Origin of the sequence: Occallatibacter gabretensis (assembly GCF_001449115.1) — a bacterium.
Taxonomy (GTDB): Bacteria; Acidobacteriota; Terriglobia; order Terriglobales; family Acidobacteriaceae; genus Telmatobacter; species Telmatobacter gabretensis.
On the sequence record NZ_LAIJ01000001.1, the window covers coordinates 278,478 to 301,517 of the forward strand.

Annotated in this window: 19 protein-coding genes and 2 tRNA genes; 17 read left to right on the forward strand and 4 right to left on the reverse strand. The window is 54.8% G+C overall.

The genetic code is table 11. From position 1 onward, the window contains the following. Positions 1-9: 9 nt before the first annotated feature. Positions 10-1,170: a 4-hydroxyphenylpyruvate dioxygenase gene (hppD, locus tag VO84_RS01085; RefSeq protein WP_082661590.1), complete on the reverse strand. Its 1,161-nt coding sequence runs from the start codon at positions 1,168-1,170 to the stop codon at positions 10-12. Positions 1,171-1,337: 167 nt separating this feature from the next. On the opposite strand from hppD, the gene VO84_RS01090 reads away from it, so the two are divergent. The 4 genes from VO84_RS01090 (at position 1,338) to queD (ending at position 3,631) form a co-directional block, all read left to right on the forward strand. Then, on the forward strand, positions 1,338-1,838 hold the full coding sequence (locus VO84_RS01090; protein ID WP_058185427.1) for an Lrp/AsnC family transcriptional regulator: 501 nt from the start codon (positions 1,338-1,340) through the stop codon (positions 1,836-1,838). A 63-nt stretch (positions 1,839-1,901) separates the two neighbouring features. Beyond that, entirely contained in the window at positions 1,902-2,630 is a 729-nt protein-coding gene (gene queC / locus VO84_RS01095) for a 7-cyano-7-deazaguanine synthase QueC (protein WP_058185428.1), read from the forward strand. Beyond that, positions 2,627-3,265 (forward strand): 7-carboxy-7-deazaguanine synthase, encoded by a 639-nt coding sequence (gene queE, locus VO84_RS01100; protein ID WP_058185429.1) that lies wholly within the window; start codon positions 2,627-2,629, stop codon positions 3,263-3,265. The genes queC and queE overlap by 4 nt, the downstream gene beginning before the upstream one ends. A 9-nt stretch (positions 3,266-3,274) precedes the next feature. After that, on the forward strand, positions 3,275-3,631 hold the full coding sequence (gene queD / locus VO84_RS01105) for a 6-carboxytetrahydropterin synthase QueD (protein WP_058185430.1): 357 nt from the start codon (positions 3,275-3,277) through the stop codon (positions 3,629-3,631). Between the two features lie 9 nt (positions 3,632-3,640). Here the strand turns inward: queD and VO84_RS01110 are convergent, their stop codons facing one another. Then, the gene (locus VO84_RS01110; protein WP_058185431.1) at positions 3,641-4,237 is read right to left on the reverse strand and encodes an HAD family hydrolase; all 597 of its coding nucleotides are present in this window, start codon (positions 4,235-4,237) and stop codon (positions 3,641-3,643) included. A 168-nt stretch (positions 4,238-4,405) separates the two neighbouring features. On the opposite strand from VO84_RS01110, the gene VO84_RS01115 reads away from it, so the two are divergent. Then, positions 4,406-4,480: transfer RNA gene (locus tag VO84_RS01115), tRNA-Asn, on the forward strand. A 304-nt stretch (positions 4,481-4,784) separates the two neighbouring features. Here the strand turns inward: VO84_RS01115 and VO84_RS01120 are convergent. Continuing rightward, on the reverse strand, positions 4,785-6,224 hold the full coding sequence (locus tag VO84_RS01120; RefSeq protein ID WP_058185432.1) for a hypothetical protein: 1,440 nt from the start codon (positions 6,222-6,224) through the stop codon (positions 4,785-4,787). 391 nt (positions 6,225-6,615) lie between these two features. Here VO84_RS01120 and VO84_RS01125 point away from each other — a divergent pair, with 391 nt between their 5' ends. The 10 genes from VO84_RS01125 (at position 6,616) to VO84_RS01160 (ending at position 20,505) form a co-directional block, all read left to right on the forward strand. Next, positions 6,616-8,430: a hypothetical protein gene (locus VO84_RS01125; protein WP_157439651.1), complete on the forward strand. Its 1,815-nt coding sequence runs from the start codon at positions 6,616-6,618 to the stop codon at positions 8,428-8,430. Continuing rightward, positions 8,408-9,940, forward strand: a complete 1,533-nt coding sequence (locus VO84_RS01130) for an amylo-alpha-1,6-glucosidase (RefSeq protein WP_082661591.1) — start codon at positions 8,408-8,410, stop codon at positions 9,938-9,940. The genes VO84_RS01125 and VO84_RS01130 overlap by 23 nt, the downstream gene beginning before the upstream one ends. Before the next feature lie 80 nt (positions 9,941-10,020). Beyond that, the gene (locus VO84_RS01135) at positions 10,021-12,222 is read left to right on the forward strand and encodes an alpha-galactosidase (RefSeq protein WP_058185572.1); all 2,202 of its coding nucleotides are present in this window, start codon (positions 10,021-10,023) and stop codon (positions 12,220-12,222) included. Between the two features lie 128 nt (positions 12,223-12,350). Continuing rightward, positions 12,351-13,469, forward strand: a complete 1,119-nt coding sequence (locus VO84_RS01140; RefSeq protein ID WP_197413846.1) for a family 43 glycosylhydrolase — start codon at positions 12,351-12,353, stop codon at positions 13,467-13,469. Positions 13,470-13,561: 92 nt separating this feature from the next. Then, entirely contained in the window at positions 13,562-15,145 is a 1,584-nt protein-coding gene (locus tag VO84_RS01145) for a family 43 glycosylhydrolase (protein WP_082661593.1), read from the forward strand. Between the two features lie 297 nt (positions 15,146-15,442). Then, positions 15,443-17,029: a GH39 family glycosyl hydrolase gene (locus VO84_RS01150; protein WP_197413848.1), complete on the forward strand. Its 1,587-nt coding sequence runs from the start codon at positions 15,443-15,445 to the stop codon at positions 17,027-17,029. A gap of 579 nt (positions 17,030-17,608) precedes the next feature. Beyond that, entirely contained in the window at positions 17,609-17,755 is a 147-nt protein-coding gene (locus tag VO84_RS23245; protein ID WP_082661594.1) for a CGNR zinc finger domain-containing protein, read from the forward strand. Between the two features lie 364 nt (positions 17,756-18,119). Next, positions 18,120-18,213 (forward strand) — tRNA-Asn (locus VO84_RS22350). Positions 18,214-18,697: 484 nt separating this feature from the next. Then, on the forward strand, positions 18,698-19,690 hold the full coding sequence (locus VO84_RS01155; protein WP_058185437.1) for an NAD-dependent epimerase/dehydratase family protein: 993 nt from the start codon (positions 18,698-18,700) through the stop codon (positions 19,688-19,690). Between the two features lie 107 nt (positions 19,691-19,797). Beyond that, positions 19,798-20,505 (forward strand): WecB/TagA/CpsF family glycosyltransferase, encoded by a 708-nt coding sequence (locus VO84_RS01160; protein ID WP_231737730.1) that lies wholly within the window; start codon positions 19,798-19,800, stop codon positions 20,503-20,505. A gap of 588 nt (positions 20,506-21,093) precedes the next feature. Here VO84_RS01160 and VO84_RS22975 read toward each other — a convergent pair. Then, complete coding sequence (locus VO84_RS22975) at positions 21,094-21,345, reverse strand: hypothetical protein (RefSeq protein WP_058185438.1); 252 nt, start codon at positions 21,343-21,345, stop codon at positions 21,094-21,096. Here VO84_RS22975 and VO84_RS01170 point away from each other — a divergent pair. Both VO84_RS01170 and VO84_RS01175 read left to right on the forward strand, forming a co-directional pair. Then, the gene (locus VO84_RS01170) at positions 21,251-22,081 is read left to right on the forward strand and encodes a polysaccharide biosynthesis/export family protein (protein ID WP_082661595.1); all 831 of its coding nucleotides are present in this window, start codon (positions 21,251-21,253) and stop codon (positions 22,079-22,081) included. The genes VO84_RS22975 and VO84_RS01170 overlap by 95 nt on opposite strands. Before the next feature lie 134 nt (positions 22,082-22,215). Next, positions 22,216-22,980 (forward strand): glycosyltransferase family 2 protein, encoded by a 765-nt coding sequence (locus tag VO84_RS01175; RefSeq protein WP_058185440.1) that lies wholly within the window; start codon positions 22,216-22,218, stop codon positions 22,978-22,980. Positions 22,981-23,040 lie beyond the last annotated feature (60 nt).

A 23,040-nucleotide genomic window follows, 5' to 3' on the forward strand; every position in this document is an offset into this window, starting at 1 on the left:
TTTTCATTACTACAGGTTCCCGCGGTCCTGCTGCTCGCGCTCAATGGACTCAAACAGCGCCTTGAAGTTGCCCTTGCCGAAACTCCGGCTTCCGCGCCGCTGAATAATCTCGAAGAACAACGTTGGCCTGTCTTCCACCGGACGCGTAAAGATCTGCAGCATGTATCCTTCATCGTCACGATCGACAAGAATCCCCAGCTCTTCCAGCTTGTCCACCGGCTCATCGATTTTGCCCACGCGATTCTGCAGTTCCGTATAGTAGGTATGCGGCACGCGCAGAAATTCCACTCCCTGATCGTGCAGCAGAGTCACCGTGCGCAGAATGTCATCGGTTGCCAGTGCGATGTGCTGCACGCCCGGTCCCGGAAAGAAGTCAAGATACTCTTCTATCTGCGATTTCTTCTTTCCCTCCGCCGGCTCATTGATCGGAAACTTGATGTACCCGTTATCGTTCGCCATCACCTTCGACATCAGCGCCGAGTACTCGGTGGAAATATCTGAATCGTCAAAATGCTGGTACAGCGAGAAACCCATCACACGCCCGTAAAACTCCACCCACTTGTCCATCTCGTGCCAGCCCACGTTGCCCACCATGTGGTCAATGTGCAGCAGGCCCGTGGGCCTCGCCACCGGATCGCTCTCAATCGCGCGGTATCCCGGCAAGAACGGCCCGTTGTAATTCTTCCGCTCCACAAAGGTATGAATCGTATCGCCATAGGTACGAATGCTCGACATGACAACCGAGCCATGCTCGTCCGTCAGCACGCTTGGCTCCTCTGCGTTAATCGCTCCGCGAAGCACCGTCTCATGCCACGCCTGTCGCGCATCATCCACCCACAATGCAACCACCTTGACCGCATCTCCATGCCGATGGATATGCTGTGCAATCGGATGGCTGCAGTTCAGCGGGGTGGTAAACACAAACCGGATCTTGCCCTGCTGCACCACGTAGGAGGCGCGGTCGCGCTGCCCCGTTTCAGGCCCCGCATACGCCACCAGGGACATGCCGAACGCCGTGCGGTAGAAGTATGCGGCCTGGCGCGCATTGCCTACATAAAACTCAACATGATCCGTTCCCTTAAGCGGAAGAAAATCTTTCTTCGCCGCTACCTGGGTTGAAGCAAGATGCCCAGGAAAATCCGTCCACACCGGACGCTGCGCAGTACCCATGCCAAACCTCCGCGCCGGGCCACATGGGGAAATGTGGCAATTTCAATAGCGCCGCACAAAGCCTAGCCCTGCCGCATAGCCACAGAGAATGGAGATTCGAAGAAAAAGCGCCTTCGCGACTTTGCAATCGTAGGCATAAGTGGTAGGTTGCTTAAGGAACCTTCCCCATGACCAATCGAGCCGTTCCAACCGCCGTCGACCTTGATCCCATCGCCTGGAAAATCCTCGAAGCCCTCCAGCACAATGCCCGCCTTTCCTTCGCTGAACTCGGCCGCAAAGCGGGCTTATCCGCGCCCGCAGCCGCTGAACGGGTGCACCGTCTGGAAGAAGCCGGCGTCATTACCGGCTATCATGCCTCGCTCAATATGGCCAGGCTGGGCATGCCAATTCACGTCATCGTGCGCCTCACCATCAACGGCGGAGACGTGCAGGTCACCCGCACCGTTGCCGCCATTAAAGAGCTCACAGAGGTCAGCCGCTGCCATCGCATCACCGGCGCGGAGTCCTTCGTCATTGAAGCCGATGTCGTCTCCATCAGCCATCTTGAGGCCCTCATCGACAAGCTCAACGCCCTTGGCGCAACATCCACTTCCACGGTGCTCTCCACGCCCGTCAAACGCCGCGAGTACCGCGCCGCGCAAATCGAGGCTTTCAACCGCTACGGCTGACCCAGCGGCGGTTGCGCCGCATCGTTCCCTCGATCGAAAATCCAGTGGATTACCATAGAACTTATGAGCCAGACAGCACAAAAGCCAGCCGTGGTTCTCCTCAGCGGGGGTCTGGATTCAGCCACCGTTCTCGCCATCGCCCTCAGCCAGGGTTTTGCGCCCTATGCGCTGTCTTTTTCGTACGGCCAGCGCCACAGCATTGAGCTGGAGGCCGCCCGCCGCGTGGCTCAATCGCTCGGCGCGGTTGAGCACCGCACCGCCCAGATCGACTTACGCGCCTTCGGTGGCTCCGCTCTTACCGCCGAGATCGACGTGCCCAAAAATCGTGCCGCCGACGAGATGGAACACGGCATCCCCATTACGTACGTCCCGGCCCGCAACACCATATTTCTCTCCTTCGCGCTCGCCTGGGCTGAGGTGCTCGGTTCCTCTGATGTCTTTCTCGGGGTAAACGCGCTCGATTACAGCGGTTATCCGGACTGTCGCCCCGAATACATCGCCGCCTTTGAGGCCATGGCCAACCTGGCCACCCGAGCCGGTGTCGAAGGAGCGCAGAGACTCAAAATCCACGCCCCGCTCCTGGAGATGACCAAGGCGGAAATCATTCGCACTGGCCTCTCGCTCGGCGTAAACTACGCGCTCACCAGCAGTTGCTACGATCCCGCGCCCGATGGCGCCCCCTGCGGCTCCTGTGACTCCTGCATCCTGCGTCAGAAAGGCTTCCGCGAGAACGGAATCGAAGACCCGCTTCATTACACCGCGGCGGAAGCAAAGGTACAGGCAGTTCGATGAGCTATGCGGTCAAGGAAATCTTCTACACCCTCCAGGGTGAGGGCGCGCAGGCCGGCCGTGCCGCCGTATTCTGCCGATTTTCCGGCTGCAATCTCTGGTCCGGCCGCGAAAGCGACCGCTCCACGGCAGTTTGCCAGTTCTGTGACACCGACTTCTTCGGCATCGACGGCACTGGCGGCGGAAAATTTGACTCCGCTGGTGCGTTGGCCGACGCCATTGCCCGCGAATGGACCACCAAAGATGCCAGCGGCAAGCCTTTCGTCGTCTGCACCGGCGGCGAGCCGCTACTACAACTCGATGAGCCGCTGATTGCCGCGCTTCACGACCACGGCTTCGAGATCGCCGTCGAAACCAACGGCACCATCGCCGCTCCTGCAGGCCTTGACTGGATCTGCGTCAGCCCCAAGGCCGGGGCGGAGCTGGTGCAGACAAGCGGCCATGAGATCAAGCTCGTCTACCCGCAGGCTGCCGCGCAGCCCGAGGCATTTGAAGGCATGACCTTCCGGCACTTCTTTCTGCAACCTATGGACGGCCCCGTTCGCGACGCAAATGTCGCTGCGGCCATCCGTTATTGCATGGAGCACCCGCGCTGGCGGCTCAGTCTACAAACGCACAAAATGGTAGGGATACGTTAGGGAAGGGAAATGGAGATTTTCAAGCACTTTTCGATTGAGGCGGCGCACTGGCTGCCGAACGTGCCTGAGGGCCACAAGTGCCGCCGGTTGCACGGGCATAGCTTTCACATTGAAATCCATGTTGCAGGTCCGGTGGATACGAAACTTGGCTGGGTGATGGATTTCGCCGATCTGAAGACCGCATTTCAGCCCATCGAAGACCAGCTCGATCACCGCTGCCTGAACGACATCGCTGGCCTGGAAAATCCGACCAGCGAAAATCTGGCTCGCTGGATATGGCAGCATCTCAAGCCGGAGCTTGCCGCGCTGAGCCAGATCGTCGTCCGCGAAACCTGTACCAGTGGCTGCATCTATCGCGGAGATTGAGCCTGGAGACTAGGTGACGCGCTCAAACGGCTGCGGCACTTTGACGGCGGCCATACCCGCCGCCGTGGCCGCTTCAATGCCTAGCTCGGTATCTTCAAAGACCAGGCAATCCTCCGGCGCTATGCCAAGCCGCTCGGCCGCCAGCAGAAAGCAATCCGGCGCAGGTTTCCCACGCTTGTAGTCGTCGGCGCAGACCAGCGTTTCAAATTTATCGATCAGTCCCGTAATCTTCAGCGAGCTCTCAACGGAGTCACGCCGGCTTCCGGAAGCTACGGCAAAGGGAATCTTCCCGTACATGGCATCAATATGCTCCACCACTTCGGGAATAGCCTTGAGCTGAGGCAACAGATCGAAGTAAAGATTTTCCTTGCGGATAGCCACCTCTTCGACAGGCATCTTTAGGCCCTGCTGCTCATTCAACAGGCTGATAATTTCGCGTATCGGTCTTCCGCCCCACGAGTAGAACAGCTCTTCCTCATAAGTGCAGCCCCATTCCTCCAGGGCTTGCTTCCAGGCAATGTAGTGCAGGGGCATAGAATCGACGACAGTGCCGTCGCAATCAAAGAGATAAGCGCGAAAGGCGCCATCAGGGATTTTCAGCTTCAAAATCAGAGCTCCTGGCCTCTATCGTAGCAGTCAATGAGTCCGAAATTGAGCAGCCGGATTTCCGGGATTGGAACGAGCCTTCGCCGTCCTCCGCGAGAACGAAAGCAGGTTTTGACGAGCCGCATCGTGTCTGCTACCTTGGAGATGGGACAATTCAAAGTTCGTCACTCCTCAGTAGCTCAATGGCAGAGCATTCGGCTGTTAACCGAAGGGTTGTAGGTTCGAGTCCTACCTGAGGAGCCAATAAATCACAACTTACAGCCCCCTCCCTTCAAAACTTGCTCCAGTGCTGTACAACCCCTGAAGCCAACTTCCTCGCTTTCGGCACTAGAGCTTTCCCTACTGGCATCTTCGACCCTGTCGTGACCGTCTTTTTCCTACCTGTGAGGATCTGCATCGTTCTGGAATTCATCGCGCTCAGCACGCTTCTCTCGATGGTCTGCCTATAGACATCGCCCGTCGTCTAGTCCCAATGAGAATCCGGTCAATTGGCAACCGAGTTCCTGTATTTTCTTCGGCTCACTCTGCCCTTGAGATGTAAGGCGCATCACCAAAAATATGAGGCGACGACGTGTGGTGGACCCGGAATACCATCTATGACATTGGTTTTCAAAACAAGCTGAAAATTCTTTGTGCGCCAATCGCGTGGAGCTGACCTTAGACCCTGTTCGAGGAGCTCTGAACTGGAGACAAATTCGCCCGCAGTTTGTGTTCCGGCAAAGCTGGGCCCGGCAACGGAAACGACGAACTGACCGGTCTTTGAGTTTACGAGTCTGGTTACGAGCCCATAATCGACAAAGCTCTTTTGGGTTGGCTCCCCTTCGAAATTCCAAGCTCGCCCAGATGGACCCTGCTCCTGGATACCGACTCCCCAAACGAAAGCGAAATGGAGGCCTGAATTCATCTCCAAAGTCCACCGATTGTTGAAAGCCCCGACGATGACCGAAGGAGACGTGCGTAAATCCTGGAAGGAGTAGTCGTTGCCAATTCTGAGTTGGTGAGACTTTTTCATTGCAGTGAAAAGGTCCGAGATTGACACCGCAGCTTCTACATCGCCACCTGCCACTCCATAGCCTGAATAGACCTCCATGTCCTTCCAGGCAATCATCTCATTCGGATTGAGGGGAAGTTGTTGGTTGTCCCGTTGATCCTCGGTAGTGAACGTACCCGGATGCGTTCGAGAAAACTTCTCGTAAAGATCGATCTTCGGACGGTAAACCACGGGCCTGGCCAGGCAGATGAGGATCGGATGCTGTGAGTTCAAGGCGGGAGCCCAAAAATCGTGCAACACATCCTGTGTGCCCCAGGATGTTTGATGCTCGATTACCCAAGCCGTAGTAAAGGTCGCACCCACCGCGAGTAGTAGCCCTGTCAACACACTCCACATTTTCAAGCCGCTCTTGCTGCGGCGATGCGGAGTGGTTACTTCCATATCCGGCGAATCTGTCTCCTGTGCACCGGGAACTGCCAAACTTAAACTCTCGGCGACCGGAATGGGAAGTGAGGCCCAGTGGTACTCCGGTGTATACGAACCCAGCGGGATCTCGATCCGAACCGGGGTGTCAAGAGGCGCAGTGTAGTAGTACTGTTCGAGGCGCTTGCGTACCTCTCCGGCGCTAACGCGCACGACTGGGTCATCTCCTGTCGCGTAGTCCACGACGCGCTGGTAGACATCTATGCCGATCGTTCGCTCTTTCAGCTTCTCTGATTGACCGTTGACGCTATGCAAAACTACGTATCGAAGAAACAGCCTACTCCGAGAGCTGGTTCGGAACGGCTTGCTTTCCAGAAGCTTCTCCAGTTCAGCCAGGATCACGTCGCGTTTGCCACCTTCAGTGACGAGCCCTCCCTTCTCGTGTTCCTCGGTCTTGTGTAGATCTGTTGAGCTTCCCATCTCGCCAAAGTGCCTCGCACCACAATCATACATAGCAATTTGGAAGAATCCATAGGCCTGATTGAGTATCGCGCACACAAAATCGTATGACATAATTCATTGTAAATAAACTAGTTACGAGACGGTACTTTGTGCGATACGTTTGAAACGCACCGTTCTTTACTTGCTTGTTTTCAGGTTTGAGACGTATGAGGTTAGTCGAGGTCGAGAAGGCCGTTTGCAGCAGCATAGCTGGTTGCTGGATATGGAACTCTCGTTAAGGCTTTCAGGTTGTTTGGCGAAGGGCATGCCAGCCTGGCCTTAAGCGACCACCCAGTGTCGCCATCCAGACAATCATCGGGGACGGAGATACGGAATGGATTGGTCTACATATTGGCAGGGAACGGAGAAGCTCTATGGGGAATAGCTCGTTGTTAAGTCGGACTTGCCTTCACCAGGATGTGAATTCAATGTTGATACGACGCAGATTCGCTGCGGAGCCATCATGCCAGCATTGAATTTGATTTTCTGGTCGGGCAGCAATCGAGTCTCTGGACGCGCTTGCTCGCTTCTTCTGGCGGTTGCGATTGCCAGTTGCGACGGACTTTCGGGTCAGACGTCGACCAATTTGCCGCCGCCTTCTCCGCCTCCTGCGACCCAGTCTGCGTGCGCTACGCCGGCGGCGAGCAATCCTGTTGGAGGCGGAGGGATTTATACGCAGATCGCGATCGATCCGAGAGTCTATGGGAAGCGCGATCCTTCCGGGCTTACGGTCTTTGGCTTCAGCCAGGAAGACCAGAACCTCCCCGCCGATCCGCAGGTTCTTGCGATGTCGCCCAATATCGTCTCGCGCGCGTGGCAGCGGTGGGATCGAGGCGGAGTTCGGCCATCCGATTACAACTGGAGCTATCCGATGCAGGCACGTGCCGCAGGCATTGTGTTTATTGGCGGAACAACAGCCACTGCTCTCTTCAGGGAAGAGTTCCCGGCAACGTCGGCATTCAATGCAGTAGTCTCATGCGATGCGACAGGCCAGCCGGTGTTTCATTCTGCGATGAAATTCTACCGCGGTAGCTTGGCATCCCCGGCTTACCGCCAATACCTCATCGGCATCGGGGAGATGCAGATCGACGGCGGCGTGGACGGACTGTTCTTCGATGAGGTCGATTTTAGCTATGATGGCGCGGCTTCCGGGGATGAAAACAATGGAGACGAGGGATTTGACGACGCAAGTGTTGCCGATTTCGGTGGATTTTTGTGCGGGAAGTATCCCAACTACAGCCCGGCTGACTGGCAGTCGAAATATGGCATAACGACGACCGACAATCTCAATTGTTCGAAATCTGCCGCCACGCGCGGCCGAACGTTCAACTATCGCGGTTACCTGGCCCGCAACGGATGGCAAGCATCGCCTCTCAGTCGATTGAATCCGCTGGCTGCAGAGTGGGGAACTATGGTGGAAGCCCATCCGGAGCCACAGAACGGGACGTTTACCGGAACCTATACCAGCCTGGTCTATTGGCAGGATATTGTGCTGACGCTGCGTACCTATGCGCGGCAAAAGTACAACAAGGAGATCTACATTACCGCCAACGGCGTATTTCCATTCGTCGACTTCCAGATGATTGGTCTTTGGGGCGGCAATCCCGATGGGCCGGGCGGGGCTTCAGTGAATTATTGTCCGCATACAGCGGACGGTCATCTGGATGGGACGCAGTCGTTGCTGGCGGCATTTATGGCGCTCAAGCAACGATCCGCGAGGATCGACGGACGCGTGGTCCCGGTGTCTGCGTTCATCGATTGGCCGACCGATGTGATGACCGACTATCTATCGCTGCCTGCTTCGGAGAAATCGGACTACTGGCGGATGTATGTGCCGGAGGCGCTGGCGGCAACTGTGTATCTGAATATGCATCTGGCTGATACGGTCGGCGATCCGACGGCGACACAACTGGGGCTGATGCCGCTCTTCGAAAAGACGACGGCGTTCTACAAGATGCCGGCTCATGCCGCTCTCTACCACAACACCACAGACCTGCCGGGGAGGGTGACGGCATCCGCAGCGAATATCGGCACCAACCTGACGCAGTTGAGCGATGGGCGCACGGTGGCGCACCTGATCAATCACAACTATTCACGGGGATTTCAGGAGCAGGATGAAGTGAGTGTCAGGTTTCCCGTTGCCAAGACTCCCAGGAGTGTGACGCTTGTCTCACCCGACTACGGAGCGGATACGCCGGTGGCATTTACCTACTCCGGAGGGCAGGTGCAGGTTACCGTGCCCAAACTTGTGGCCTATGTCGCCGTCGTTTCAAACTGAATTACTCGGTCAATTCGAGAAATCAGTTTGTAATTGTGCAGTTTCCTCATTTTCAGGAGATAGTCCTATAACTCGTGACATCATAGCGCTCACCTTGTTAATGCTGGCGGCCGTACCCGCACAGCCGCAACAAGCGGTTTCTCCCACGGCAACAAGGAACCTGGAGACCCTCGTTGGGAAGGACGATTGGGTAAGACTCCCCGTGCGCCTGCAGGAACTCAATAGCGATATCCGGAACCAGGGCCTCCATGACTTTCCAGGGGCAACAGGCGAGATGCTCACAGGATATAAGTACGGTGAATATTATGATTGGGACCTTTACTTTGAAAATCTTTATCTTTCTTACTATGGCGTGAGTGACTACGATCTAACGAATCTCAAAGTCTTTCTCGATCGCCAACAGCCTGACGGCTTTATCTCTCGTACTCTCGGTATCACCTATCCCAAGCCGACTCAAATGTTCAAACCGTTCATGGCCCAGTTGGTGGTGCTGTCGGCGAAACAAAACGGCAATAGTTATGATTGGCTCCGCGGAAACTACTACACCCGGTTGCAGAAGTACGTAGACCGCTGGTTTGAATATGATGCGGACCATAATGGTCTGCCTGTGTGGGACAGCGCCGATGCCAGCGGCATGGACAATCAAGTCTCCCGGTCCGGCGAAATCGGTGCCTTGCAGGATGAGGGGGTCGATTTGGCCTGTTATCTCGTTCGAGAGCTGCAAGCAATGTCGATGATTGCCAGAACTCTCGGAGATACGACAAACGAAAAGAAGTATACCCAACACGCAAAACGCTTGTCGGCGTTGATCAATATGCTGTTCTGGGATGATAAAGATGGCTTTTACTATGACCGCAACGAGAAGACTGGTAGGCAGATCCACGTCAAGTCCGTGGCAGGATTCATACCGCTTTGGATCGGCATCGCGAGCCCTCGGCAAGCGCGCCGCCTCGTGCATGAACACCTTTTGAATAAAGAGGAATTTTGGCTTCCCTATGCGGTCGCCACTTATGCGAAGACCGAGCCGGACTACTATCAGGGAGTTCGTGCAGGAGAATGCAATTGGCGTGGCACCTCATGGGTTCCCACCAACTACATGATCTTCCATGGGCTGCTCAGATATGGCTTCCGAGATGAGGCACGTGGGCTCGCCCTCAAAACGTTTGACATGGCACTCGACCGGAACAAGGTCACGCGAGAGTTTTATGACGCCGACTCTGGCAAAGGCAATGGGATGAATCCGTTTTGGGGTTGGTCGTCCCTGGCGTATGTGATGATTTTCGACCTGGAAGAAAACTACGACCCAACAAACCTTGCAGGCCCGGTACGGCCCCTACTTCGAGATGTGCTCGGCATACGCTTCAACATCGATGACTCTTTTCTCGAGCCGGCAGCGCTGGGTGGACTCGTGGCAACGCCAACTCGCGAGCTTGCGGTGAGGGATCAGTTGCTGGCTCAGAAGGACGAGGGGATGATCCACGTAAAGCTTTTACAGACATCGAAGCTATGAATGGAGATGACCTCATGAATGCTGTCATTTTGAGAACCTTTCAAAGATTTCTTTTTGCTTTATTCGTTTGCCCTTGTGTGATGGGCGTTGCTTTTGCGTCGCTCCTGGGTTCGGGCGCGGCCGCCGCAGCGTACGGTCAGACTCCGAATGCGGGGTCACATGTCGGCTCTCAACCCGTCTTCCGCCTCGATGGCGGCAACACGACCTACGCCTTTGGCGTAAATGAGCGCGGTGAGTTACAGCAACTCTACTGGGGCGGCCGGCTTGGAGAGCATGATGTCATCGATCCGGCCAAATCAGAAGATGTTCTATCCGGCTTCGACTCCTCATACAACAACACGCCTCAGGAGTATGCAGGTTGGGGTGCCGAGCTATATCTAGAACCCGCTCTGAAGGTTACCTTTGCAGACGGCAATCGCGACCTGGTCCTGCACTACGCTTCAAGCAGCAAGCACGATGATAATTCCATCGACGTTGTCGTGAAGGACATCAGCCGCGCGGTGATCGTGACGTTGCACTATAACATCGATCCCGAGTCGGGTATCGTCGCACGCTCGGCGACAATCGAAAACCATGAACCGAACCCAATCATGATCGAGCAGGCTGCGGCTGCGGCTTTCTCACTTCCTGCCGCGCATTACACACTGAGCTATTTGAGCGGACGCTGGGCGGGCGAATGGACGCTGAATGAGGAGGCGATTCACCAAGGGCAGCGGGTGCTGGAAAGCCGGCGCGGATCGACTGGGGTTCAGCTCAATCCATGGTTCGCTATCGGTAAGGGTAACGCGGGTGAAGAGCAAGGCGAGACATGGTTTGGTGCGCTTGCGTGGAGCGGTTCATGGCGCATCACCGTTGAACAGGATTCTCTGGACAAGGTGCGCGTGACAGGCGGCTTCAATCCCTTCGACTTCGGCTATCTTCTCGAGCCAGGCGAGAAGTTGGAGTCGCCGGTCTTCTACGCGGGCTACACCGATCATGGCATGGGCGGCGCTTCGAGACTGCTGAACCGTTTTACGCTGACGCATATCCTGCCACAGGCGCCGAGTCCCAAACTTCGGCCGGTGATCTACAACTCTTGGGAAGCAACCCAGTGGAATGTGTCTGAGGCCGTAGAGGGGGCTCTGGCGGAGAAGGCAGCGGCCCTCGGTGTCGATCGTTTCGTGATGGATGATGGCTGGTTTGGCCAGCGCAAGAGCGATCACGCGGGATTGGGCGACTGGTATGTGAACAAGGAAAAGTTTCCCAACGGACTCAAGCCTCTGATCGACAAGGTGCATTCCTTGAATATGGATTTCGGCTTGTGGGTCGAGCCGGAGATGGTCAATCCCGACTCGGATCTCTATCGCAATCATCCGGACTGGGTGCTGAATTTTCCGGGGCGCCCGCGCAGTGAAGACCGCAACCAGTTAGTTCTGAATCTGGCCCGGCCTGATGTGCGTAAATACGTTTTCGATGCGATGGACAAGCTGTTGACTGAGAATGATATTGCCTTCCTCAAGTGGGACTACAACCGAAATTGGAGCGAGCCGGGGTGGGATCAGCTTCCCGCAAACGAGCAAAAGAAAGTCTATGTCGAGTTTACGCGGAATCTGTATTCGATCCTGGCCGAGCTGCGCGCTAAGCATCCGGGAGTAGAGATCGAGAGTTGCTCGGGTGGCGGCGGTCGCGTCGATCTCGGCATTCTGCACTACACCGACGAGGTGTGGCCCTCAGACAATACGGACCCGCTGGATCGGCTGACGCAGCAGGATGGCTTTACACATGCTTATCCGGTCCAGACGATGGCGGCCTGGGTAACAGACTCGCCGCACTGGCTCAATAGCCGCACGAGCTTGATGACCTATCGGATGCTGGTTTCGATGCAGGGCGTTCTAGGCATCGGCGGCAACCTTAACAACTGGACCAACGAAGATATGGCAATTGCCAGGCGTTTGGTCGCGGCCTATCACCAAGTGCAGAAGACTGTCACGCAGGGAGATTTGTACCGCCTTATTTCTCCAACCAATGGCAGCGAATTCTCCGCTACAGAGACTGTCTCGCCGGACAAATCACAGGCTGTGTTTTTTGCCTTTGTGCATTCGACACAGGAGGGGCGCAGTTTTCCGCGCTCTCAGTTGCTGGGGCTCGATCCCAAGGCGATCTACGCACTCGGCAGCATCGAAGGCAAGGCAGCGGAGGGAACACCGACAGAAGCTTCTGGCGCATGGTGGATGAATCACGGAATCGAGGTTGCACTGCAAGGTGACTTCCAGGGCGCGGCCTTCCGCCTGGATCGCAAGTAGCGCGAGAGGGCAAGGAGGCTGTCGTCTCTATTGAGAGGCTGCGCGGGGGCGAGAAAGATGGCCGGAATTTCGTCTCCGAGTGTAAGCAGGACCTGATCTGGTAGACCGAAATCATCGGGGGGACTTGAATGAATCGCAAAATGCCAACCAATTTGTCTGAAGGTGCGAGGCCCAATCAAGGTAGCTTTGGGACACTCGTTCGGAATACGTTCCGAGGGCCAGCGTTCTACGGGTATGGCTTTTCGTTGGGTGAAGGACACGCCCGCAGGCCGCGTGCGAGACGCTTAGCGCGCTGGTTGCTTCTTATATTGATTTCTGGTTCAGTCTCGATGGCACAAACAAATAGTGCTCTGCGAAAGCCCGATTCTGGCCCACTAGAGGCGAATCATCAGATTCTTCCCGATTTTGAAGCAGATCCTTCGGCGCGTGTGTTTCATGGGCGGCTATATGTTTATCCGTCACACGACATCGCCGGTAGCAAAGACTGGGACATGACTGACTGGCACGTGTTCTCAACCGATGACATGGTTCATTGGAAAGATCATGGAGTGATATTCAGCCTGAAAGATATCCGGTGGGCCAATAAACACGCATGGGCACCTGACTGCATCGAGCGTAATGGGAAGTATTATTTCTACTTTCCTGCGGACGATCAGATCGGCGTCGCCGTGTCGGATTCACCCACGGGCCCCTTCAAGGACGCATTGGGGAAACCTCTTGTCGACAGTATGGAAGCCGGAGCCGATGTTCGTTCTATCGACCCAAATGTTTTCATCGACGATGATGGACAAGCCTACCTCTATTTCGGCAACAGCCATGATCACGTTGCGGTAGTAAAGCTGAAGCAGGACATGATCACGCGAGACGGGCCAATTCAGGTCATGGACTTGAAAAATTACCACGAAGGTATTTGGGTCCATAAGCGAAACGGTTTGTACTATTTCAGTTACCCGTCATACCGGGGCGATATGGTGGCTAACCTGATGGAATATAGCGTGGCGAAGAGTCCGCTGGGCCCGTTTCAGTACAAGGGGGTGATCCTGGATAACCACTCTCGAAATATTCATGGGTCTATCACCGAATTCAAAGGAAGATGGTGGCTCTTTTATCATGTGGCCGGGCCAAGTCCATATGAGCGCCGCGTCTGTGTCGCCCCGCTTCATTACGACAAGGGCGGCAACATCTTACCTGTACCGGAATTTGATTTGTGTCGAAACCCATCACCGATATCTAGATCGGCTCCATAGGATGAAGCCGCTCCCGGCGATTCCCAACGCGAGGGTTGAGCTACGCGCGTATTGGCTATGTACGGTCAGCGCAATTAGAAAGCAGGCGAACGATGAAAATGCCGGTTAGTAACAATGCTGTGTTGCATCTGAGCTTAATGGTTGCGGCACTCTGGGCTGCCGGTCGCTGTGATCTCGCGTGGTGCCAGAAGGTCGTGACGCCGGGTTATCTGTTCAACGACGATCCGACATGCAGAGAGTTAAATGGACAGTTCTACCTGATCACGACGCAGGATCCTTTCACCGTGCAGTTCGAGAGGCCGAACAAGTTCTACAAAGGCATGTATGCATATCATGTGTTGACGACAACGGACTTTGACAATTGGACAGATCACGGTTCAGTGCTCACAGGTCGTGATGTGACTTGGAATACTGGCGAAGCGCTCTGGGATGGAGACGCCGCGCTTCCGGCAAACGGCAAGTACTATGCGTTTGCACCGTTTCGTGTGAACCCGCCCAGTGAACTCAACTACGGAGTATTCGAGATCGGTGTTCTGACCGCTGAAAATCCGCTCGGCCCCTACAAGGATGTCCTCGGAGGTCCAATGAAGACTCCGGATGGAAAGCCGCTTGTTGGACTGAGTCCATGGGTTGTTTATGGCGACGACAAGCAGCCTTATCTCATTTGGGGAGCGGGCGACACCTCCCAGCACTGGGTTAAGATCGCACGATTGAAGCCGGGTCTTACTGAACTCGCGGAGTCTCCGAGAGATGTTGAAGTACCGAAAGACGCATGCGGCCAGCAAGACTACTTAGAAAGTCCGCTACCGGTAAAGATTGGCGCAAAGTGGTATCTAACCTACGTGGCATATAACGATTCGCCAGATATCTCGGTCACTAATTCAAAGAAGTCCGGAACTGGGCAGTCATGCTCCACCAATGAAAGGTATCTCAACTACGTCACGTCCGATAGTTTGTTCGGTCCTTACAACGGACCGATTCGGCACTTGATATTGTCCGCGGGAGACGCAGACGAGTCAACGCAACAAGGGATTTGCGAGTACAAAGGTCAACGGTATCTCGCTTACCACATCCCTTACGACAGCGGCCTCTCAGACAGAGAGGGCGTGAAAATGACCGAATCGGACATGTCCACTACGCAGGACCACCACAGAATGGTGGCTGTCACCAAATTAGACGTGCTCTCGGATGGCACGCTCCGGCAGATTGACCCAGGGCGGGATGAAGGTGTCGGCACTCCAGGTGTGACGCATCTGGTGCTGGATGCATTTGCGCCACGGCGCGAGGCTGCGGAATTTCACGTGCGAGTCAACGTTTCGGAAGAAAAGGGGTTGTTGGGCGAGTATCAGATGCAAATGGGCGACGGCGGCTATCTTCTTTTTCGCAACGTCGATTTTGGAGGTGGCGCCGCGACATTTCATGTCGAAGTCAGCTCGGAATACGCTGGTGCTCAGGATGACTCACTCGAAATCCGCTTAGATAATCCTGCCGGAGCGCTTATCGGTAAGGTGAAGATTGAGCTCACGGAAGGGAGGACTAACTATCGGACGTTGACAGTGCCAGTCAGTGCAAATGCAAAGGGTATCCATGATCTATGTCTGATAGCGAGGGGTCGTGGAGCGGACGGACAGCGAAGGCTTTTCAATATCACATCGTTTGGCTTTACCAAACGCTGACTTCGCGTTTGATAGGCGCTGGGAATTCTGGACGCTTACGATACATCAACTCGACGATAACCTAATCCATTAACCATCATGCTGATGGCTTCTTCTTAATTTCGAATGGTAGAAATGGTTACCTTTGTGGAGGCAAAATCCATCTTGCGCCTGCTTACAAACTTTACTGACAGGAAACCGACTGCTCGGGCTGCCCACAAACCGATGCCCCCAGGCGCCAATCAGCTGAGATTGCTACGAAAGGTATCATGTCCCCTCTATTTCTAGGCTGTCTGTCCCAATCCTCCGGAGGCTAACTTGCATATTCCTTCAGTTCGCGGCCCTAAGTGGGCGCTTCTTCCAAATGTTCTGGCGGTGCTGATCGCAGCTTCCGCTTCGTCGCAGCAGACACGTGTGATTCATGCGGATATGGCGAAGGTGACCGGGCCTCACAGCGAGGTTCCGTTACGCGTCGTCGGCGCTGGTCGTGCCGAGGAAGGGCTGCGCGCAGACTGGCAGGAGCAGCTGGCTGTGGTTCAGAACGAGATCGGCTTCAAGTACCTGCGGATGCATGGGCTGTTATGCGATGAGATGGGTGTCTACACCGAGGACAAGCAGGGGAATCCGCGGTTCAACTTCCAGTATGTCGATACGCTGTATGATGCGTTGCTGAAGCAGCACATACGACCGTTCGTCGAGTTAAGTTTTATGCCAAGCAAGCTGGCGAGCGGCACGAAGACGGTGTTCTGGTGGAAGGGGAATGTGACGCCGCCGAAGGACCCGGCGAAGTGGGCGATGCTGATTCGCGCGCTGCTGGCGCACTGGAAAGAGCGCTATGGCGAGGCTGAGATAACGCAGTGGTACTTCGAGGTGTGGAACGAGCCGGATCTCAAGATGTTCTGGTCGGGCTCGATGAACGAGTACTTCAAACTCTACAAAACGACCTCGGAGGCCGTGAAGGAGGAGTGCCCGAAGTGCCGGGTCGGCGGTCCTGCTGCTGCGGCTCAGTATACAGCAGAGGCGTTTGAGAAGTGGGTGGCCATCAGTCACGAGCCAGTCGACTTTATTTCGGAGCACACATATGCAATCAAGCGTGGATTCGTTGACCCGGACGGAACGGAGGGCACGATTCTCGACCCTGACCCCGACGCCGTCAGCGGCAGGATGCAGCACGCACGGGAGCTTGTGAAGGCTTCGGCGCTGCCGAATCTTGAGATTCACATTACGGAGTGGAGTTCGTCCTACACGCCGACTGACTACATGCACGACCAGTACCACCAGGCTAGCTTCATTCTGGATAAGGTGCGGCGGGGAACGCCCTATGTGGACTCGATGTCGTATTGGACGTTCACGGACATCTTTGAAGAGCAAGGGCCGCGGTTTACGCCGTTTCATGGTGGTTTTGGGATGATCAACCTTGAGGGAATCAAAAAGCCTTCGTTCTATGCCTTTAAGTTTCTGAGCCAGCTGGGTAAGGACGATGTGCAGACGGACGACGCGCGGTCGTGGGTGACGAAGTCTCCAGACGGGTCGATGCAGGTGCTGCTGTGGGACTACTTGCCGGTGGCGCCGCCAACGGGACAGACAGACCAGACGTTTTACAAGCTGGAGCAGCCGGCGACGGACTTGGGCTCGGTTGAACTTGACCTGACGCATGTGCCGAATGGGCGCTATCACGTGGCTCTCTATCAGACCGGGTACAAGCGCAACGACGCATATACAGCGTATGTGGAGATGCATGCTCCGAATCAACTGACACGGGCGCAGGTTGAGGCTCTGAAGAAGACCAGCGACGGATCGCCTATTTCTGAGACCGATGTTGCGGTCACGGACGGACACCTGATGCAGCAGATGGCTCTGCGTACCAATGACGTGTTCTTCCTGAAAATCACATCACTAAACTAGTTCAGTGGTTAGTCCATGACGACGATGGCGTTCATGCCGATGCGCCTACCTTCGGCGAGACATGTCCACTCAAGATGGAAACGCCGCCGTCATTTGAGGCTTTGAGCAGCAGGTTCAGAAGGTTAGTAATCGGTCCTTCTATACAAAGCCGCTTCCTTGCCACCCGGCCGCGCCCCTGAAGTTGCAAGTTACCCATCTCGCGTCGAATACCGCTTACCGCGTGGAAGTCTATCGAACCGGATATCATGCGAATGATGCTTATTCCGCATACATGGAGATGGGATCTCCCAAAGACCTGACCCGGCGCAGATCGCGCACCTGGCCAAGCTCGCACGCGATCTGCCGGAGAGCGACAAGGCAATGCAAAGCAACTCAGCAGGCTCAGTTGAGTAGACTCTGCCGATGAACAGCAATGACGTCATCCTCGTCAAGTTGCACCGCACACGGAGAAACAATTGAGACTCCGAGAACTTCTTCTGCGCACGAAAGCGTTCGCGAGCGATACCGCGAGCAACTGAAAGACGGTTGCTCATCTTCGACTGTGCCGCGGACCTGCTGAGGGAACCGGAGATCGACTGAATTCGCCAATGCGCAGTGTGTGTCGTGCACTTTTTTGACACGAGCAAGAAAGGGTCCCGTCGCTGGTGCAGCATGAACATCTGCGGCAACAAACTTAAAGTCGCCGCCTATCAGCGCAGAAAGCGCGAGGGCGAGTCAGAGCGCTGAGTGATTTATGCTGCAAAGTCGGCTTGTGTTTGCTTACACGCGTCCCCAAGTTTGCTCTCCAAGGGGACTGGACGGAGGTCAAGTGGACAGAGGTCATGGGTTTGATAAGGGTTCGACGACTGCTACTCTGGGTGCCTTTGGGCGCTTCAAGGAGCCATCCGCTACGCCTGGTTTCAATGAGTTACGCGTTTCCGCTTTGCTGTCACGGGAGAGGTCGACAACAATTACCCCACCGCCTCATTTCTCGACTTCTCCGACTTCTAACTGTTCTGTCCACGACCAGGTTTCCAGAAGCGGTTAGGCCAAGCGTGCCTTATCAATGGCCGAATTGTGTGCCGAAGAGGCTCCGATGATTCCTTTTGGCTCTTCTGTACTCCGTTGAAAGCATGTATAATTCAAACACGAGCATTCGGCTGTTAACCGAAGGATTGTTGGTTTGAGTCCTACCGGAGGAGCCAGAGTTTCTCGGGCATCAAATTCTCCTGGTAACGCAAAACATACATACTTGCAGCGACCTGGGAATAAGTGCCCGATCCTTTTGTTTGTTACGATACTTCATAGTTTTTTCGTCTACACGATTGTTAAGTTTCGATATCTTTCACACGATATACATCGGATCAAGATGGAAATTTTTGTAACAGACACAGTTACTTCTGCAGTCAACATAATCATACGAACTTCAAACGAACTATTGCATATTTTCATAGCTGCATGAAGATACTTCACCAAGCTTCTCAGGCCTTAAGTATCGCTCGATAACAGCGACGCTGATGTTATACTTTGTGCAGTGTTGATATTGATTTGATTGCGTAATTTTGATCTTAATTTGATCCTTATTTTCGGATGATGTTCTTTCATTTTCTATCGTATTCATTGCTGAGTATCTAGTAGTAGAGCAATTAGTAGTAGCGCAAGAGAACCCAACTACAAGGAGCGGAGCCGATGCAGATACGCGGGGCACACGTGTTGGTATGCGGAGCGGGCGGATTTATTGGCGGTCATTTGGTGAACAAGCTGTATGCCGATGGCGCGGCCAGTGTTCGTGCCGTGGACATCAAGCCTATCGATGAGTGGTATCAGAAGAACTCGTCTGCGGATAACCGGGTGCTGGATCTGAAGAAGATCGAAGCCAGCCACGAGGCAGTCGAAGGCATCGACGGAGTCTTTCAGCTGGCCGCCGACATGGGCGGCATGGGCTTCATCGAGCACAACAAGGCTCTGTGCATGCTGAGCGTGCTGACCAATACGCACATGCTCCTGGCGGCGCGCGAGGCGGGCGTGAAGGGCTTCTTCTACTCTTCTTCGGCCTGCGTTTACAACGGCGACAAGCAGAAGGACGCCAACCTGACTCCCCTCAAGGAAGAAGATGCTTATCCCGCGCTGCCGGAAGATGGCTACGGCTGGGAGAAGCTCTTCAGCGAGCGCATGTGCCGCCACTTCCGTGAGGACTTTGGTCTCGAGACCCGCGTGGCGCGCTTCCACAACGTCTACGGCCCGCAGGGCACCTGGACCGGCGGCCGCGAGAAGGCGCCTGCGGCGGTGAGCCGCAAGGTGCTTGAAGCTAAGCACTCGGGCAAGCATGAGATCGAGATCTGGGGCGACGGCCACCAGACGCGCAGCTTCATGTATGTGGATGACTGCACGCAGGGCGTGGCATCGATCTATGAGAGCGACATCCTGGAGCCGATCAACCTTGGCTCGAGCGAAATGGTCACCATCAACCAGCTTGTGGATATGGCTGAGGAGATCGCCGGCGTGAAGCTGAAGCGCAACTACAAGCTCGACGCGCCTAAGGGCGTCAACGGGCGCAACAGCGACAACACGCTGATCCAGAAGTATCTCGGCTGGGAGCCTTCCATCCGCCTGCGCGACGGCATGGCCAAGACCATGTCGTGGATCGAAGAGCAGATGCTGGCCGGCGTGGCCGTCAAGTAAGCACGGCGCCGGTTCTCCGGCGCCACACTTCTGAACACCTTGCCGAAGGAGAACAGGCCATCAACCGACCTGTCCATTTCCAGCGCATCCTTGGAATACGCTTCATCGTGGCCGATGCCCAGGAGGCGATCGACCAGGTTCGCCAGAGCGGCGGCCTGGTGGTGGTTCCCGCGGCTCCGGCGCTGAAGAACCTGGCCCATGATCTTCGCTATCGCGATGCCCTGCTGGGCGCCGACTTCGCCATCGCCGACAGCACCCTCATGGTGCTCTTGTGGAACCTGATCCAGCGCGACCACATCCCCAAGCTCTCCGGCCTGAAGTACCTGCGCGTGCTGCTTGAGCAGCCGGAGTTTCATCAGCCCGGCAGCAGCTTCTGGATCATGCCGACCCCGGCCGCGGCTCAGCGCAATCTCAGCTGGCTGCAGGCCAACGGCACCGCCGTCACGGAAGACGACGTCTACCTGGCACCGATGTACGACAGGATCATCGACGACCCGGAGCTGCTGCGCCGGCTCAACGAGCGCCGCCCGCAGCACATCCTCCTCGGCATCGGTGGAGGAACCCAGGAGCCGCTCGGCTTCTACCTCAAGCAGAAGCTCAGCTACCAGCCCGCCATCCACGGCATCGGCGCCGCCATCTCTTTCCTCTCCGGCGACCAGGTCCGCATACCCGCATGGGCAGACGACCTCGGCCTCGGATGGCTCTGGAGAAGCCTCTCCAGCCCCTCAAAATACGGCGCTAGATACTGGGACGCCAGAAGACTCGTTCCACTCCTCATCCGGTACAAAGACAAACTGCCAAATGCCGTCGGATGAGGTTTAAGATACTGAAAAATAGGAAATTATTTCAGCGTTTGAACTTTGCAAGTATCAATGCTAGATGGTAAAATCACTATGAAGATTCTTAGTGCTATCGCAAGCCTATCTCGATCAGCGTAACTGAGCAGAGCTGGTCAAGTCACTATCGAAATTGTCAGGCAATTGAACGAATCGTAGTTGCGCCTTTAGCCAACTGGACTATATGGAAACTGCAACCAAAATCTAAGACTTAATTAAGAAACAAGCGTTCGTGCTGTATCGTTCGGGGCGCACTATATAAGTTGCTGAAATTAGGCGGCCTCATTGCTTTGAATTTAAGACAGCTAGGGATGCGTGAGGGCTTTCTTGAATATTGAAATATGCGGAGAAGTGCTTGCGAAGCGCAAGATGCAGGTGCAGATGCACTTGTGTCACCTGGAAACCAAATTGACCATCCGGGCATGTGCAAGGCTTTCGCTAAAAAATTCTGTGTCCAAAGCCTCTATCTCAATTTGCAAATGATGATCCCATACAGATTTTTGAAAGCCGACTGTTGGATGAGTGTGTGAAGGGAGTCCGTTAAGCTGTGATACTTGGAAATTCATTTCATTTCTTCTGTAATCGCCTTACAGGCGGTGCCGCGGCTTTGCGGGTTTTATTCATAGTTACTGTAATCGCCTGCCAGAGATCTTCTTTCGCGCAGTTATCAGGTGCGGCTTCTTCATTTGCGCAGGCGCGCTCCGGAAGTGCCCCGTCGTCGACGATGGGTGTGACGGACGAGCCGATATTTTCCGGCGAAACGGTAGCCATTACAGTATCCAACGCGCCTGACTTCTCCACGGTTGCGCGAGTTTCCATGAGCGGCGATGTTCCTGTCCCTTATCTAGGTATTGTGCATTTCGCGGGATTGAATAGTGCCAGCGCGTCAGCCCTCATTGAAAAAATGCTAATGGATAGCAACCTTGTAGTCCATCCACATGTTCTGGTCACTGTTGATGGAGCCTCGACTGGCATCACTGTCCTGGGTGAGGTTAAGAGTCCAGGGATTTACGCACCAACAGGAAAGCATATGCTCTCCGATATCCTGGCTATGGCTGGTGGTTTAGCAACCGGTGCCGGCAGAATTATCGAAATATCAAGTGACTCTGCGCCGGATCAAAAAACCCTGATTCCCTGGGATCCAACTCTGCATAATACGGCTGTATTCGACCGAGTGCTGCAAGCAGGATCTCGAGTTGTCGTGAAGCCTTGCGGAGTCGCATATATTGGCGGGAATGTCTTAAGACCTGGAGCTTATCCTGTATGTGCCTCACAGGTTACTACTGCATCGCAACTTGTTGCCTTGGCGTCAGGTGCGCTGATCACTGCGAACCGGGGGCATACCATGCTTATTCACACGCTTCCGGATGGATCAAGAGTCGTGCAGCAGATCGATATGGGCAAAATATTAAATGCGAAAGCAGCGGATCCTGTTATTCGGGAAGATGACATTATTTACGTCCCTCTAAGCGGCGCGAAATACGCTCTCGTGAACATGTTTGGGTACGTAGCTCAAATAGGCAACACAACGCTAAATGTATATGCAGGTCGATGAAGTTGGATTGCGTCTAAAGCCGGCAAGACGTGCTTCGAAAAGGTCGAATACTGCGGCCGTGGCTGGTTTGATCAGTCAGGTTAGTTTTCAGGCGCTGCGCTTGTTCAATCGAGACGCCACAAGGTGGAGACCAAATGAAGATCAGTATCGTAACACTGTCATTTAATCAGTGCGCTTTTCTGCGAGAGGCGCTTGAGTCGGTGTTACTCCAGGGATATCCGGATCTGGAATACATTGTGATTGATCCAGGATCCACTGACGGAAGCCGCGAGCTGATTCAGAGTTACGCGTCTGGGATTCAGCACATGGTTTTTGAGCCTGATAAGGGTGCTTCAGATGGTTTAAGAAAAGGCTTTGCGCTGGCCACTGGAGATATCTGCGGGTTTCTTAACTCGGACGACCTTCTTGAACCAGGTTCCTTACAGCATATTGCCGACTTCTTTCAATCGCATCCCGACTATGACATTGTCATGGGAAATGGCTACATCGTGGACGTCGAGAACAAGCCGGTCCGTCATGTGAGATCGCGGAAATTCACCGTAGATCGTTATCTCTATGGCGGCACACAATTTCTTCAACAGTCCACTTTCTTTCGCCGGAAGGCGTATTTAAACTCGCCCGGATTCAATCCGATAACCCGAACCTGCTGGGATGGCGAATTATTCGTTACCATGGCGCATCGCGGCGCTAAGGTCGGATATATTGACGCCGATCTGAGCAGATTCCGCGTTCATAGCCAATCGATTACTGGATCACAGAGGCTTCAGAAGCTATATTTCCAGGACAAAAAACGCGTCTTCCGGGATATTCGGGGACGAGATTGGCGTGCCACGGATAAACTTCGACAGTTGCTCTATCGGGGTGAGGCAGCACTGCGGCGTGTCGGTATTGTTCGATAACGGAAATGGGAAGGCAGGTGAGCGCGTGAGGATCGGCATTCTCTGGACAGGACTTTCCGG

What these genes read in the sequence shown, in the direction of transcription:
- hppD (WP_082661590.1), bottom strand. Translation starts at nt 1,170, where the DNA reads ATGGGTACTGCGCAGCGTCCGGTGTGGACGGATTTTCCTGGGCATCTT.
- VO84_RS01090 (WP_058185427.1), top strand. Translation starts at nt 1,338, where the DNA reads ATGACCAATCGAGCCGTTCCAACCGCCGTCGACCTTGATCCCATCGCC.
- queC (WP_058185428.1), top strand. Translation starts at nt 1,902, where the DNA reads ATGAGCCAGACAGCACAAAAGCCAGCCGTGGTTCTCCTCAGCGGGGGT.
- queE (WP_058185429.1), top strand. Translation starts at nt 2,627, where the DNA reads ATGAGCTATGCGGTCAAGGAAATCTTCTACACCCTCCAGGGTGAGGGC.
- queD (WP_058185430.1), top strand. Translation starts at nt 3,275, where the DNA reads ATGGAGATTTTCAAGCACTTTTCGATTGAGGCGGCGCACTGGCTGCCG.
- VO84_RS01120 (WP_058185432.1), bottom strand. Translation starts at nt 6,224, where the DNA reads ATGTCATACGATTTTGTGTGCGCGATACTCAATCAGGCCTATGGATTC.
- VO84_RS01125 (WP_157439651.1), top strand. Translation starts at nt 6,616, where the DNA reads ATGCCAGCATTGAATTTGATTTTCTGGTCGGGCAGCAATCGAGTCTCT.
- VO84_RS01130 (WP_082661591.1), top strand. Translation starts at nt 8,408, where the DNA reads ATGTCGCCGTCGTTTCAAACTGAATTACTCGGTCAATTCGAGAAATCA.
- VO84_RS01135 (WP_058185572.1), top strand. Translation starts at nt 10,021, where the DNA reads ATGGGCGTTGCTTTTGCGTCGCTCCTGGGTTCGGGCGCGGCCGCCGCA.
- VO84_RS01140 (WP_197413846.1), top strand. Translation starts at nt 12,351, where the DNA reads ATGAATCGCAAAATGCCAACCAATTTGTCTGAAGGTGCGAGGCCCAAT.
- VO84_RS01145 (WP_082661593.1), top strand. Translation starts at nt 13,562, where the DNA reads ATGAAAATGCCGGTTAGTAACAATGCTGTGTTGCATCTGAGCTTAATG.
- VO84_RS01155 (WP_058185437.1), top strand. Translation starts at nt 18,698, where the DNA reads ATGCAGATACGCGGGGCACACGTGTTGGTATGCGGAGCGGGCGGATTT.
- VO84_RS01170 (WP_082661595.1), top strand. Translation starts at nt 21,251, where the DNA reads ATGGGTGTGACGGACGAGCCGATATTTTCCGGCGAAACGGTAGCCATT.
- VO84_RS22975 (WP_058185438.1), bottom strand. Translation starts at nt 21,345, where the DNA reads ATGGAAACTCGCGCAACCGTGGAGAAGTCAGGCGCGTTGGATACTGTA.
- VO84_RS01175 (WP_058185440.1), top strand. Translation starts at nt 22,216, where the DNA reads ATGAAGATCAGTATCGTAACACTGTCATTTAATCAGTGCGCTTTTCTG.